The organism is Desulfovibrio desulfopostgatei (assembly GCF_053570645.1).
The window spans coordinates 2,410,260-2,423,656 of sequence record NZ_JBRBQS010000002.1; the positions used below are offsets into that span (position 1 = coordinate 2,410,260).

The 13,397-nt window shown below is 55.1% G+C and carries 10 protein-coding genes; 7 read left to right on the forward strand and 3 right to left on the reverse strand.

Translation table 11 applies throughout. The features are described 5' to 3' along the window. Window positions 1-2: 2 nt before the first annotated feature. The 4 genes from ACUZ9Q_RS10705 to ACUZ9Q_RS10720 all read left to right on the forward strand — a co-directional run bounded on the left by ACUZ9Q_RS10705 (window position 3) and on the right by ACUZ9Q_RS10720 (window position 5,667). A complete protein-coding gene (locus ACUZ9Q_RS10705) occupies window positions 3-1,859 on the forward strand; it encodes a fumarate reductase flavoprotein subunit (protein WP_240824972.1) in 1,857 nt (618 codons plus the stop codon). Between the two features lie 10 nt (window positions 1,860-1,869). Then, a complete protein-coding gene (locus ACUZ9Q_RS10710) occupies window positions 1,870-2,652 on the forward strand; it encodes a fumarate reductase iron-sulfur subunit (RefSeq protein WP_192113719.1) in 783 nt (260 codons plus the stop codon). 96 nt (window positions 2,653-2,748) lie between these two features. Continuing rightward, complete coding sequence (locus ACUZ9Q_RS10715; RefSeq protein WP_192113718.1) at window positions 2,749-3,435, forward strand: CBS and ACT domain-containing protein; 687 nt, start codon at window positions 2,749-2,751, stop codon at window positions 3,433-3,435. Window positions 3,436-3,747: 312 nt separating this feature from the next. Next, on the forward strand, window positions 3,748-5,667 hold the full coding sequence (locus ACUZ9Q_RS10720) for a sensor domain-containing diguanylate cyclase (protein ID WP_192113717.1): 1,920 nt from the start codon (window positions 3,748-3,750) through the stop codon (window positions 5,665-5,667). 171 nt (window positions 5,668-5,838) lie between these two features. On the opposite strand, the gene ACUZ9Q_RS10725 is transcribed toward ACUZ9Q_RS10720, so the two are convergent. Continuing rightward, window positions 5,839-6,726, reverse strand: a complete 888-nt coding sequence (locus tag ACUZ9Q_RS10725; protein ID WP_297147884.1) for a LysR family transcriptional regulator — start codon at window positions 6,724-6,726, stop codon at window positions 5,839-5,841. 173 nt (window positions 6,727-6,899) lie between these two features. Between ACUZ9Q_RS10725 and ACUZ9Q_RS10730 the strand changes: the two genes are divergently transcribed. Together ACUZ9Q_RS10730 and ACUZ9Q_RS10735 are read left to right on the forward strand one after the other, a co-directional pair. After that, window positions 6,900-7,292, forward strand: coding sequence for a CidA/LrgA family protein (locus ACUZ9Q_RS10730; protein ID WP_192113715.1), 393 nt, complete (start codon window positions 6,900-6,902; stop codon window positions 7,290-7,292). Further along, window positions 7,280-7,981 carry an LrgB family protein gene (locus ACUZ9Q_RS10735; RefSeq protein WP_192113714.1) on the forward strand — a complete coding sequence of 234 codons (702 nt, stop codon included), beginning with the start codon at window positions 7,280-7,282 and terminating at the stop codon, window positions 7,979-7,981. The genes ACUZ9Q_RS10730 and ACUZ9Q_RS10735 overlap by 13 nt, the downstream gene beginning before the upstream one ends. Window positions 7,982-8,076: 95 nt before the next feature. Here ACUZ9Q_RS10735 and ACUZ9Q_RS10740 read toward each other — a convergent pair whose 3' ends face one another. Next, window positions 8,077-10,359 (reverse strand): response regulator, encoded by a 2,283-nt coding sequence (locus ACUZ9Q_RS10740; protein ID WP_449247853.1) that lies wholly within the window; start codon window positions 10,357-10,359, stop codon window positions 8,077-8,079. After that, window positions 10,293-12,119: a transporter substrate-binding domain-containing protein gene (locus ACUZ9Q_RS10745; RefSeq protein ID WP_449247854.1), complete on the reverse strand. Its 1,827-nt coding sequence runs from the start codon at window positions 12,117-12,119 to the stop codon at window positions 10,293-10,295. Before ACUZ9Q_RS10745 ends, ACUZ9Q_RS10740 begins: the two co-directional genes overlap by 67 nt. Before the next feature lie 291 nt (window positions 12,120-12,410). Here ACUZ9Q_RS10745 and rfaD point away from each other — a divergent pair, with 291 nt between their 5' ends. Beyond that, window positions 12,411-13,394 carry an ADP-glyceromanno-heptose 6-epimerase gene (gene rfaD / locus ACUZ9Q_RS10750; protein ID WP_449247855.1) on the forward strand — a complete coding sequence of 328 codons (984 nt, stop codon included), beginning with the start codon at window positions 12,411-12,413 and terminating at the stop codon, window positions 13,392-13,394. Window positions 13,395-13,397: the final 3 nt, after the last annotated feature.

Below are 13,397 nucleotides of genomic sequence, written 5' to 3' on the forward strand. Positions count from 1 at the left end.
GTATGCGAGTTTTTGAAAGCGATGTTCTTTGCATAGGCGCCGGCCTGGCCGGGGAACGCGTTGCCGTGGAAGCGGCGCAGGCGGGTTTCAGCGTTATCTGTCTTTCACTGGTGCCGCCCAAGCGGTCACACTCATCAGCCGCCATGGGCGGCATGCAGGCGGCGCTGGGCAACTCCATCATGGGCGAGGGCGACTGCCCCGAGGTGCACTTCAACGATACGGTCAAAGGCTCCGACTGGGGCTGCGACCAGGAAGTGGCCCGCCTGTTTGCCGAGACAGGCCCCATCGCCATGCGCGAAATGGCCTGGATGGGCGTTCCCTGGAGCCGCGTTGTGCCCGGTGAACACACCTACTACAAGGGCGGCAAGCCCTTTCAGGCAACGGAAAAAAAGGAAAACGAGGGGCTGATCCACTCCCGCGCCTTTGGCGGCACTGCCAAATGGCGCACCTGTTATACGTCTGACGGCACAGGCCACGCCGTGCTGTTCACCCTTGATAACCGCCTGCTGCAACTGGGCGTTGACGTGCATGACCGCATGCAGGCCGAGGCCCTGATTCATGATGGACAGCGCTGCATGGGCTGCGTTGCCCGCGATCTGCGCACCGGCGAACTGGTGGGCTATTTCGCCAAGGCAACCCTTATCGCCACGGGCGGTTATGGCCGTATTTACCGGGCCACCACCAATGCCATCATCTGTGACGGCGGCGGCCAGATCACGGCCCTTGAAACGGGCGTTGTGCCCCTGGGCAATATGGAAGCCGTGCAGTTTCACCCCACAGGCACCGTGCCCACGGACATTCTGGTCACAGAAGGCTGCCGCGGCGACGGCGGCACCCTGCTGGACGTGAACGAATACCGCTTTATGCCCGATTACGAGCCGGAAAAAGCCGAACTTGCCTCCCGCGATGTGGTGTCGCGCCGCATGACCGAGCACATGCGCAAGGGCCTTGGCGTACAAAGCCCCTATGGCGAGCACTTGTGGCTGGATATTCGCCATCTGGGCGAAAAACATATCACCACAAACCTGCGCGAAGTGTACGACATCTCAACGCACTTCCTGGGCGTAAACCCCATCCACCAGCTTATACCTGTGCGGCCCACCCACCACTACAGCATGGGCGGCGTACGCATCAACAAGGACGGGCACGCCTACGGCCTTGAAGGACTTTTCTCCGCTGGCGAAGCAGCCTGCTGGGACATGCACGGATTCAACCGTCTGGGCGGCAACTCGCTGGCGGAGACCATTGTTTCTGGCCGCATTGTTGGCGCAAAGCTGGTGGAATTCCTCAAAGGTTACGAAACTGTTTTCTCCACCCAGGCCATGAAGGACGCCGCCACCAAGGTCAAGGAGCGCATCTCTGCCCTGCTGCGCGGTACCGGCGATGATTGTTACACCCTGCGCAACGCCATGCAGGACATCATGATGGAGCATGTGGGTATTTTCCGTAACGGCAAGGATCTGGAAGCAGGCGTTGCCAAGTTGCAGGAACTGCTGGAGCGCACAAAGAACATGCGCCTTGCCAGCGGCAACATCCCCGGCCCCAATGCCGAGCTTTCCATGGCCCTGCGCGTACCGGGCATGCTCAAGCTGGCCCTGTGCACGGCCTACGGCGCGCTGATGCGCACAGAAAGCCGTGGCGCGCACGCCCGCGAGGATTACCCCGAGCGCAACGACAAGGAATGGCTCAACCGTACCCTGGCCTACTGGAAGGAAGGCGACACCCTGCCCACCCTCAAGTACGAACCGGCAACGCCGTTCTATATTCTGCCCCCCGGCGACCGTGGATACGGCGGCGGCAAGATCATAACCGCCGACATCAGCCCGGAAAAAATTGTACCGTACGCACAACAGGGGTAAGGAGAGCCATATGGGACGCAATCTGACGTTTGAAATATTCCGTTACAATCCGCTGGATCCGCTCTCGCATCCCCATATGCAGACATTCCAGCTTGAAGAACATAACAGCATGACGCTGTTTATCGCGCTGAACATGATCCGCGAAACGCAGGACGCCTCCTTGCAGTTTGACTTTTGCTGCCGCGCTGGCATCTGCGGTTCGTGCGGCATGGTCATCAACGGGCGGCCCGGTCTGGCCTGCCACACGCAGACAAGCGACCTGCCAAGCCACATCACCCTGCATCCCCTGCCGGTGTTCAAGCTTTTGGGCGACCTCTCGGTGGATACGGGCACATGGTTTCGCAATGTGGGAGCCAAGATCGAATCGTGGATACACACCACCAAGGAGTTTGACCCCAAGGCGCAGGAAGAGCGCATGGACAACGAACTGGCTACCCAGATATTCGAGCTTGACCGCTGCATTGAATGCGGCTGCTGCGTGGCGGCCTGCGGCACGGCCCGCATGCGCGAAGACTTTATCGGCGCAACGGCAATCAACCGCATGGCGCGCTTCTACATTGACCCGCGCGACAACCGCACACCTGCGGACTATTATGAACTGATCGGCGATGATAGCGGCGTATTCGGCTGCATGGGGCTACTGGCCTGCGACAACGTCTGCCCCAAGCAACTGCCGCTTCAGGATCAACTGGGCATCATGCGCCGCATGGTGACAATGGAATCTGTGCGCGGTATTTTGCCTGAATTTATACGCAACAAATTGCAGGGCTGTGGATGCGGCTGTTCCAAATAACAACGCTTGCCTCATGGAATGGGCTGGCATAGTCCGCCCATTCCATTCCCACCAGACGGGAGGGGCAACCCTCGCACTACCCCCAGGGAGGATGCCATGCTGATACTCGACTGGATGCAATCCAAGGTAATTTCCATTCCGCCGACCGCAACCCTGCTCCAGTGCCGGAAGCTGTTCAAGGAACACAAAATAAACCGACTCCCTGTGGTTGACGCCAACAATGTTGTGGTTGGGCTCATCTCGTCTTCCGATGTCCGCAGTTTTGCTCCCAGCAAGTCCACGGGGCTCGAAATCATTGAGCTTCTGGAAATCATGAGCGAAACCAAGGCCAGAGATGTCATGGTGGTCGATCCGGTGACCATCACGTATAAAAGCACGATTGAGCAGGCGGCCAAAAGGATGATCGACAGGCACGTTGCCTGCCTGCCCGTGGTGAACGATGAGGAAAAACTGGTGGGCATCATCACGGGCTGGGATGTATTCAAGGCCCTGCTCGACATGAGCGGCGCAGAACAACCCGGCGTTGAGGTGGGCTTTGTAGTTCCCTATCAGCCCGGCACCCTGCGCGAACTGCTCGACAGGCTCAAGGCGCATGGCATGAGCATTATTTCTGTATTGTCGTCGGCTTCAACCGATGGCATGCGTCAGGTCAAGATACGTTTCAAAGGTCCCGATGCCATGTCGCAAAATGTTGCGCTTGAGCAGTTCCGCGACCATCCCGGCCTGCGTTACTGGGCGCGCGAGGACGAATTCTACCTTAAGTCAAACGTGGATCTGGGCTAAGCATCCCCCTGCCCGGCTCACGGAGAGCTGGCTGCGGGGCAGGCCCCATGAACAGCGGTAAAAGTGCCGCCACGGCTGCTGTGCCGTGGCGGTTTTTTCTTATGCCCATCGGCATATTTCCGAGTAGATGCCTTGGCTTCCTTTCTGCAATACGGTATACAAAACGGCATTCCGTGTTGCAGGGAGGGGGACATGCCACGCCCAGGGCAGAGGCCTTGCCCGTCCAGCATCGGCGCATTCACTTTCAACACATCCGGATACTGTCTTATCACTCCTTGCAGACATGTCTGCCTTCACGCTTCAGGACGCTCCATGCACAAGAACTATGCCTTCCGAACCAATTTCATAATCTGCCTGATTATTGTTATCGGCTTTTCCGTCACTTCTGTAATAGGCTACCGTTCCAATGTGGACACCCTGAAAAAAGAAGCGGAAAGCGTGACACGCCTGGCCTCAGAAGGCATGATGTATCAGATTGACGCCATTTTTGCCCAATCCATACATATTTCGCTGACAATGGCGCACGACAGTTTTTTGATCAATTTTCTCTCGCAGGAAAGGGAAAACCTGAAAAACCCGGCGTACACGCTGAATATCAGGGAATACCTCGCCGCTTACAGAAAAAAATACAATTATGATTCTGTTTTTCTTGTCTCCATGCAGACAGACCGTTACTACAACTTTTCTGGTGTTGACCGCATTGTTGACCATTCTAATCCTGAAAACAAATGGGTACGGGAATTTATTGCAAGCAATCAGGAATTTTCACTCAATATTGATAACGACAAAGCTGCGCACGACACCATTACAGTATTTGTAAACTGTGCTGTTAAAAACAAGAATAACGAAACCGTGGGCATTGTGGGCGTTGGTTTTACTGTAAACACTATACAGGCCATGCTTATCAAGTATGAGCAACAATTTGCGGTTAAATCCTATCTTGTGAACGCCGACGGGGCCATCCAGATATCTTCATCCGCTCAGGGCAGGCCTGCCGCGGATATTTATACCGCGCAAACCTTTGCCGCAGTCAAAAATACCCTGAAAAAGAACAGCACAGAAATTTCAGACACATGGTATTCTGGTCATGGCACCGATGGCTATGCCGTCACGCGCTACCTTCCTGCTCCTGATCTTTTCCTCATTACAGACAAAAACACCTCTGAAATAATCAGACAGATCAGAACAAAATACTACACTGGCGCTATTGTTGTTGGCTTTACAATGATAATTGTCATTTTTATTGTAACAGCAATAATACGTAGATACAAAAATAAGATAATTTCTCTCACTATTGCTGAAGAATTAAAGTATCATGCCATACTTCAAAACGCCACATCGCATATTTACGAAAGCATTGTTGAATTTGACATAACCAATGATGTTGCCTGCGGTGAGGGCACGAAAAAGTTTATGCAGCAGTTGGGCCTCAAGCCAAACACATCATACAGCACCATGCTGCAAACCATTGTGGCAAAGCATATCCTGCCCGAACATGTAAACCTGTACCTGCAAACTTTCAGCCCGGAATCCATACGCACTGCCCTTCAGGAGCAGCGTAACAAGCTGAGTTGCGATTTCCAGTGCATGCAGGGCAACGGCCAGTACATCTGGTTCAGAGAAACCGGCTATATTTTGCGCTGGGCAGAGAATGATTCCATCCACATTGTCATTTGCCGCCAGAACATTGACCACGACAAAAGACAGGAACTCAGCCTCCAGGATATGGCCCAAAAAGACGGCTTAACTGGTCTTTACAACAAGATGACCACAGAAGCGCTAATTGACAGACGCCTGGCGGAACATCAGTGCGACGCTGGCGCCCTGGCCATGATCATGCTTGATATAGATAACTTCAAGGAACTCAACGACTCATTGGGCCATGTTGCGGGCGACAGGATCATTCAGGAGTTTGCCCAGAGTCTGCGGGCGGCCTTTGCACCCGGAGATCTGGTAGGCCGCATCGGCGGCGATGAATTTATTGTTCTTACATGCCAGCAAAGCAGTGCTGCCTTGACCACAAAGCTTGAAGAACTCTGCAAGTGCATCCGCCACACCACGTATGGAGGCGAGGGGCAGCACCACATTGCCGCAAGCATGGGCGTGGCGCTCTTTCCCCTGCATGGCAAAAACTTCAGCGAACTGTATGCAAGTGCAGATACAGCCCTGTACCGCGCCAAGCAGAAGGGCAAGGACACGTATACCTTTTTTGAAACCGCGCCCTTGGTATAGGCCAAGACTGCCCCAACAGATACGGCAACAGGTTCGGGCCCAGTTTAGCTGGACAGGTGGACAGCAAGCACTGGCCGTTCCACAGGCTGTCTTGAGGCAATGCCAAAGGAGTGACTCTGGCTTGCCGCTGGTCCCGCAGCCACGGCGGCAAATGAGGGGTGCCCGCCTCAGCTATCCTGCGGGAATGGCAGATGTTTTTTTCTCACAGCTTGTGAGGCAGCGACAGATAGCCGCCACGTTGGCCGAGGCCATGCCCTTGCGCCACACAAGCTCGGTTACGGCATTGCACAGGGGGTGTTCAAGGGCATGCACGGAAAGCATGCCGTTGGTGCGGCACAGCTCAAGAACCGATGCCGGAACCACCCCAACCCCCATGCCCGCAATAACGCCTCCCACAATGGCGTGGTACGAAGCCAGCTCAACAATATGCTGCGGCTCCCACCCGTAGGCCCGAAACCAGTTCACCAGCCGGTTCCGGTAGGCGCACCCCCCCTGAAAAGCCAGCACGGCCTTGCGCCCTATGTCGTCCGGCGTATGGATGGGCGGATGCTCCCTGGTGGCAATCAGCACCAACCGCTCAGTAAATGCCTCCATTCTCTCCAGCCGTTCATCTGTGGGCGCATCAACCACAAATACCGCATCCAGCCTGTTTTCCAGAATATCCCCGTACAGGGAACTGCTGGTACCTATCACAAGCTCAAGCTCGATGCCGGGATATTCCGCATGCAAACGGGCCAGAACTTCGGGCAAACGCGCCGCCGCCGCACTTTCCAGTGCGCCAATGCGTAGCCTGCCGCCCGGCTCCATCCCCCTTACGCACAGCTCGGCTTCATCCATCAACGCGGTTATCCGGCGGGCATAGGTGTAAAGTGTCTGTCCCCTTGCTGTGGGCAGCAAGCGCTTTTTTTCCCGCAAAAACAGCTGGATGCCCAGCTCTTCTTCCATCAGCATGATGCGGGCGGTAACGCCCGAGGGCACCCGGTGCAAAGCCTTTGCGGCATGGCTTATGCTGCCGGTTTCCATGACGGCCATGAATGTGCGCAGGTCTGAGACTTCCATTTATTCACCATTTATGACTGTTTCTTTCATTTTTATTCATTTGCTATGACGACTATCATCTCATAACTTATGCCGCAAGCCGCCCGTTGTCGTTGGCAGGAAAACCCTCACTTGCCAAATTTCTGCCAGCGGTAACGGGAGGCGGCAGCAACCTCGAACATCAGGAATACCGTATGCGCGCAACATGGAAACTGCTTTGGCAGACCGCAATTCTGACAGCCATATTCTGGGGATGTGATCATCTCACAAGGCTGACAGGCATTCCCATCCCCGGCAATGTGCTGGGCATAATCGTACTGTTTTTTCTGCTTCTTACCGGCATTGTAAAAGAAAGCCACATCAGCATGGCGGCAGAATTTCTACTGAAGCATCTGGTCTTCTTTTTTGTGCCCATTGCGGTAGGGCTGATGCAATGGGGGAGCGTTTTTTATGATTACGGATGGGTGCTTGCGGCTGCCATAGTGGGCAGCACCGCCCTGCCGCTGGTGATTGTGGGTTTTATGGCCAGAGCCCTGCGCCGCGCTGCGCCTGAAAAGAAAGAGGAAGAAGCACCATGCAGATCATAAACACTTTTTTGTGCGTGACGGGCACCGTGCTGGCATACGCGCTGGTGCGCAGCCTGTACATGCGTTACAAACATCCGCTCATCAATATCGTGGCTGGCAGCGCCGCCATAGTTATTGCCGTGCTGGTACTGTGCGATGTTCCCTATGAAACCTATGAGCCAGCCCGGCAGGTCATGACCTTGCTCATCGGCCCGGCAACCGTCAGCCTTGCGCTGCCCTTGTACCGCTATCGACACCTGCTGCTGCGCAATGCCTTGCCCATTCTTGCAAGCGTGTGCGCGGGGGCCTTTGCAGCCATGCTCTCTGCCGGGGTTATTGCCAGACTGGGCGGCCTGCCCGAAGACGTGGTAATTTCCATTCTTCCCAAGGGGGTTTCCATCCCCTTTGCCGTGGAGGTGGCATCAATGTATGGCGGCATCCCGTCCCTGACTGCGGCCTTTGTAGTGGCTACCGGTACGCTCGGCTCCCTTTTGGGTTTGTGGGGGCTGAACGTCATACGCATCAGGGATCCCTTTGCGCGCGGCCTGACCATGGGCACAATTTCGCATGCTCAGGGGACAGCCGCTGCCTTGCAGGAAGGGCAGGAACAGGGGGCTATGGGCGGCCTGGCCATGATTCTGGCAGGCATTCTTACTGCCGCTCTGGCTCCTGTGGCAGTCTGGATAGTGCAGCGGCTGCCGCTGCTGTAACTGTATCTGCTGCTCTTGCGAGGGCGAACTTTTTTGCGATGCGGTCGGCTTGCCGACCGCATCGCTTTTTACAGATTATTTCCAGTTGTTCTGGCTTATTCAGGTTGAGTGGACTGGCCTGGATCACCAGCATGGCCAATCTGATCTGCCCGCCATTCCAGCCACTGCACGGCCACTTCAATCAGGCGGTAGGGATCAATGGGTTTTGCAAGATGGTCGTTCATACCCGCTGCAAGGCTTTTTTCCCTGTCGCCCACCATGCTGTCGGCGGTGAGAGCAATGATCGGCGTGTGGGCATAACGCGCCTGGGCGCGAAGCAATTTTGCAGCTTCAATGCCGTCCATCTGAGGCATATGGATATCCATAAACACCATGGTGTAATCTGTTCCTTCCGCCTTTTGCAGCGCTTCAAGACCGGAACTGGCAATATCCACAACAAAGCCAGCTGATTCCAGCAATTCTTTGGCCACCAGCTGATTAACCTCGTTATCTTCGGCAAGCAGCACCCTGCGGCCTCTGTATTTTGCCGGAATGCGCAACTCCTGGGGCAGGCCGGATGAATCTTCATCAACTACCCGCTGCCCAAAAACATCCAGGATGGCGTGTTGCAACAAAGAAGGGCTGACAGGCTTGATAAGAAAATGGCTGATGCCTTCGGCCTGCGCCTCTTCCATAATTTCTTCCCGCCCATAGGCCGTGACCATGATGACGGTAGGGATATAGGACAGTTCACGGCATCCGCGCAGCAGCCGCACCACCTGAATGCCGTTATTGCCGGGCATCTTCCAGTCCATCAACACCAGATCATAGGGGTCGCCGCTTTCGGCGGCGCGCACCAGTTCTTCCAGCGCGGCATCGCCGCAGTCAGCCGTGCCGGACCGCAAACCCATATCTTCCAGCTCTTGCCGGAGTATTTCGCGGCTTGAGAAGGAGTCGTCCACCACAAGCACCCTGCGCTCGGAAAGGTTTTTCATGGCCGGGACAGGCTTTCGCTGGGGATTTTCCTGCAAGTCCAGATTGACGGTAAAGTAAAACGTGCTGCCCTTGCCAAGTTCGCTTTCTGCGCCTATTTCGCCCCCCATCATCTCCACAATCCGCTTGCTGATGGAAAGGCCAAGGCCGGTGCCGCCAAAACGCCGTGTTGTGGATGAATCCCCTTGGGTAAATTCCTGAAACAGCTTGTCCAGCTGCTCTTGCCCCATGCCAATGCCCGTGTCTGCCACGGTAAAACGCAGTTGCGCCTTCTGGTCTTTTTGCTCCTCAAGCGCAACGCGCACCACAACCTCGCCAGCAGGCGTAAACTTGATGGCATTGCCCACAAGATTGACCAGTACCTGCCCCAGCCGCAGAGGATCGCCCTTGAAAAACAGGGGAACCTCCCGGTCGATACGCAACAAAAGCTCAATATTTTTGCCGCCAGACTTGGTTGTATCCAGACTCGATAGTCCCAGAAGGACTTCTTCCAGGTTAAAGTCCAAATATTCCATGTCCATGCGACCGGCTTCAATTTTTGAAAAATCCAGGATGTCGTCAATGATCCGCAAAAGGGATTTTGCGGAACTATCAATATTTTTCAAATAGTTACGTTGTGTTGCATTAAGAGGCGTGCGCAGGGTCAAATGGGTAAGCCCCACAACAGCATTCATGGGGGTGCGGATTTCATGGCTCATATTGGCGAGAAATTCGCTCTTGGCCTTGCTGGCCTGTTCTGCCGCCTGCTGGCTTTCCACAAGGTCGGTAATATCCCGGCAATCTTCAATAATGCCAAGCAGCTCGCCATCCGGCGAAAGAAATGGCGTGGCAACCAGATCGCAAAATACCCATGTACCGTCTTTTTTTCGCCTCTGCTGGCGGATGGCAGCCCGCGGCTCGCCGTTAAGAATGCGCTTGCCCACGCAATCAGAGCCGCAATCAGTTCCACTGGGGTATTCGCCGCACCAGTGCCCCACCATTTCTTCACGCGAGTAACCAAAGCAGTTTACGTAGGTATCGTTGACTTCCTTGACTATATAGTTGCGGTCAATAACCCGCATGGCGCTGCCCGCAGCATTGAATATCTGTGACATTTCCATTTGGGCGCGGCGCAGGGCCTGTTCTGCGGCCCGGCGTTCCGTCACGTCTGTCCCCATGTAGACCATGCCGTAAACTGTACCGTCTGGCTCAAACAGCGGAACGCGCACAACATCCAGAATATGTTGTTCGCCAACGGCATCGTACCGGACTTCTTCAGTTTTATGTACCTTACCGGTTTCTATAACCAGTTTGTCCAAGCGCATTCCCTGTTCTGCAAGTTCAGGGGAAAGCAGATCGGCTATGTTTTTTCCCACAACGTAGGATTCGGCATAGCCCGTGAATGTTTCAAAAAACTTGTTCGCCATGATGTATAGCGGGCTTGCGAATCCTTAAGCATCATGAGGCTTGGCAGGTTATCCACAATGCTGCGCAATTGCTGTTTGCGCTGCCATAGGGCTGAGGCGCTGGCTCTGGCCGCTTCCAGAGCTTTTTGCCGCTCTGCCGATTCCTGTGCGAGCTTGCGGTTCCAGATCAAAATAACCGCAAGCAGGCTGCCCAGAAACACTGCCGCCACCCCGCCGATCTGCAAAACGAGCATCCAGTTCATGGCGCGCTCAATCCGCAGATTGGCCCAGCGCTTCATGATCGCGGCCATCTGCTCATGGGGGATATTGTCCAGTGTTTTATTCATGATTTCGACAAGCTGCGGCCAGTCTGAGCGCACGGCCACCCGGGCGGAATACTGCAACTGCGGCAGCAGGCCCACGCGCAGATCGCGCAGGTTTTTGTTCACCACCGCATATTCCACAGAAAGTGCAATGCCCACCATAGCATCGATCTGCCCGCCCTGCACCGCAGAAAGGCCCTCTATCAAGCTGGAGACCTCCACGATTTTTGATCGCGGCAACTGGGCGCGCAAATACCCTGCAAGGCCTGCATGATCATGCACCGCCACACTTTTGCCGGCCAGATCGCCAGGGCTTGTGACCAAACGCTCGGAGTCAAGCGTTGCAACGGCTAACGGCAGCTGCAAAAAAGGATTGGTAAACAGCCAGGGGCCGCCCTCTGGCGGCGTGCCTTCCAGAAAAGGCTCCACGTCCGCCCGGCGGGGGCCTGTGGTTTCTTTCAGCACATTGGAAGAAACAGGCTGTATGGCAACATTAAGGTATCGCCCCACAACCTGCATGAGGTTCATACCAATGCCGTTGTATGTGCCCTCGCTATCCATAAATTCAATGGGATGCCAATCATCCTCCAGGGCAACACGCAGGGTCTGATGGCTTGCCAGCCATTCCCTCTCCGCTGGGGTGAGCAGCAGGGAGCGAGGCATGTCGCCCCAAACGCGGTGCGCCGGATTACGGACCCACCTTTCTTCAAGCGCCACCATTTCAGCGCGGGATATGCGCGAAAGCCCTTCATCCATCAACCGGGCAAGGTCATCCCTGTTACGCAGCACAGCCGGATGAAGGTTGCGCGAAAAAAGGGGGAATGCCTGAGGCATAAAAAAGCTGTTGAGGCCCAACCGGTCAATGGTGCCATAAGCCGAAGGAAAGTTGCTCGAAATGCCGTCTGCCAGCCCGTTGGCCACCGACATGAACATTTCTGCCCCGTTGCGCACCACCATCAATTGAACCCTGGGGAAATGCTCCCGCATGTAATCTTCCTGCAACGAGCCTTCAAGCACGACAATTGTCGCATCCCCCAACTGGCTTGGGTCAGTAATCCTTTGCCCGGCAGAGGTTGAAAGCAAAAGCCCTCCCATACCGGGAGAAATGGCCGGGCCAAACTTTGCCCAGCGGGCTCTGTCGGGAGTGATATACATGCTGAAGTGGATGTCGGCCCGCCCCGAATGGAGGGCATCAAGAGAATCCTGCCAGTCGCCCATGATAAATCTCACAGGTCTGCCAACTTTTTCGCCCCACAGTCGCCACAGGTCAATCATCAGGCCGACAGGTTCTCCTGTTTTTGAAACAAAAGACAGCGGCTCGTTGTCCTTCATGCAGACAATGGTAATGGGGTCGGCGCTGGCTGCCGTGGAAGAATCTGTAGCGCACAGTGCCAGATTCGCAGGAGCAAGAGCCAGCAAAAGCAGGCAGCAGAAAGCGGTGTGGAAATATTTGACCATGGCTACCTCGCTGGTTCTCTTGCAGGAATTATACTTAATTTCTTATAGCAGTAACAGCCGCTTTGCAATATTCTCCCCTTGCCATTGCCCTTCGCCAAAAAATTTCTTGCGAAAAGGTATGTGGCAGGGGCAAAGATACGCGCAACCGCATAATGCCCTGCCCGGATCAGGCCCGGAGCGAGCTTTGACGCGTCTGGCCCGGCAGGGATATGTTTGGAGTGCGCGATTGCGCAACGCTGGCTCTCCGCCGTGCTCCGCAAGGAGCCCACATGCTGAATCAATGAGGTTTGTATGTATATTATCACTGGTGGCGCAGGTTTTATCGGCAGCGCCATGCTCTGGCGGCTGAACCAGGCAGGCATAACCGACATACTGGTGGTGGATAACCTCGGTTCAACGGAAAAATGGAAGAATCTCGTTAACCGGCGATACGCCCGCTATGCGCACAGGTCTGAATTTCTGGAAATGCTGCGCGGCAACGCGCTGGGCGGCAAGGTAGAGGCAATCGTGCACATGGGAGCCTGTTCTTCCACCACAGAAAAAGATGCAGACTTTCTGATGGCCAACAACACGGCCTATACTGTGGAGCTGTGCAGATTTGCCCTGGAACATGGAGCACGTTTTATCAATGCCGGGTCAGCTGCCACTTACGGGGATGGCTCACTGGGCTTCTCTGACAGGGCTGAAACGACCCGCCGCCTCAAGCCCCTGAATATGTATGGCTATTCCAAACACCTTTTTGATTTGTGGCTGCTGGATAACAAACTTACAGAGAGCGTGGCCAGCCTCAAGTTTTTCAACGTCTACGGCCCCAATGAATACCACAAGGGCGACATGCGCAGCGTGGCCTGCAAGGCCTTTCATGAAATCAGCGCTACGGGGCGTTTGCGGCTTTTCAGATCAAACACGCCGGATTTTGCCGACGGCGGCCAGATGCGCGATTTTGTCTACGTGAAGGATTGCGTGGAGTTAATGTTCTGGCTGCTTGAAAATCCGGCAACCAATGGCATTCTCAATGTGGGCACGGGCAAGGCGCGGAGCTGGAACGACCTGGCCTGTGCCATATTTGCCGCATTGGGCAAAGCGCCTCAAATCGAATATATGGACATGCCCGAAGCCTTGCGCGGAAAATACCAGAACTTCACCCAAGCGGATATGAGCTGGATGCAGAAAACAAACTGCCCCGTGCGCTTTGCATCGCTGGAACAGGGCATTGCGGATTATGTGGGCAACTATCTGGCCCAGAGCGACCCCTATCTTGAAATGCCCGCGTGATTA

Bases quoted from the DNA above. Each gene is read 5' to 3' on its own strand.
- ACUZ9Q_RS10705 (WP_240824972.1), top strand. From the start codon at position 3: ATGCGAGTTTTTGAAAGCGATGTTCTTTGCATAGGCGCCGGCCTGGCC.
- ACUZ9Q_RS10710 (WP_192113719.1), top strand. From the start codon at position 1,870: ATGGGACGCAATCTGACGTTTGAAATATTCCGTTACAATCCGCTGGAT.
- ACUZ9Q_RS10715 (WP_192113718.1), top strand. From the start codon at position 2,749: ATGCTGATACTCGACTGGATGCAATCCAAGGTAATTTCCATTCCGCCG.
- ACUZ9Q_RS10720 (WP_192113717.1), top strand. From the start codon at position 3,748: ATGCACAAGAACTATGCCTTCCGAACCAATTTCATAATCTGCCTGATT.
- ACUZ9Q_RS10725 (WP_297147884.1), bottom strand. From the start codon at position 6,726: ATGGAAGTCTCAGACCTGCGCACATTCATGGCCGTCATGGAAACCGGC.
- ACUZ9Q_RS10730 (WP_192113715.1), top strand. From the start codon at position 6,900: ATGCGCGCAACATGGAAACTGCTTTGGCAGACCGCAATTCTGACAGCC.
- ACUZ9Q_RS10735 (WP_192113714.1), top strand. From the start codon at position 7,280: ATGCAGATCATAAACACTTTTTTGTGCGTGACGGGCACCGTGCTGGCA.
- ACUZ9Q_RS10740 (WP_449247853.1), bottom strand. From the start codon at position 10,359: ATGGCGAACAAGTTTTTTGAAACATTCACGGGCTATGCCGAATCCTAC.
- ACUZ9Q_RS10745 (WP_449247854.1), bottom strand. From the start codon at position 12,119: ATGGTCAAATATTTCCACACCGCTTTCTGCTGCCTGCTTTTGCTGGCT.
- rfaD (WP_449247855.1), top strand. From the start codon at position 12,411: ATGTATATTATCACTGGTGGCGCAGGTTTTATCGGCAGCGCCATGCTC.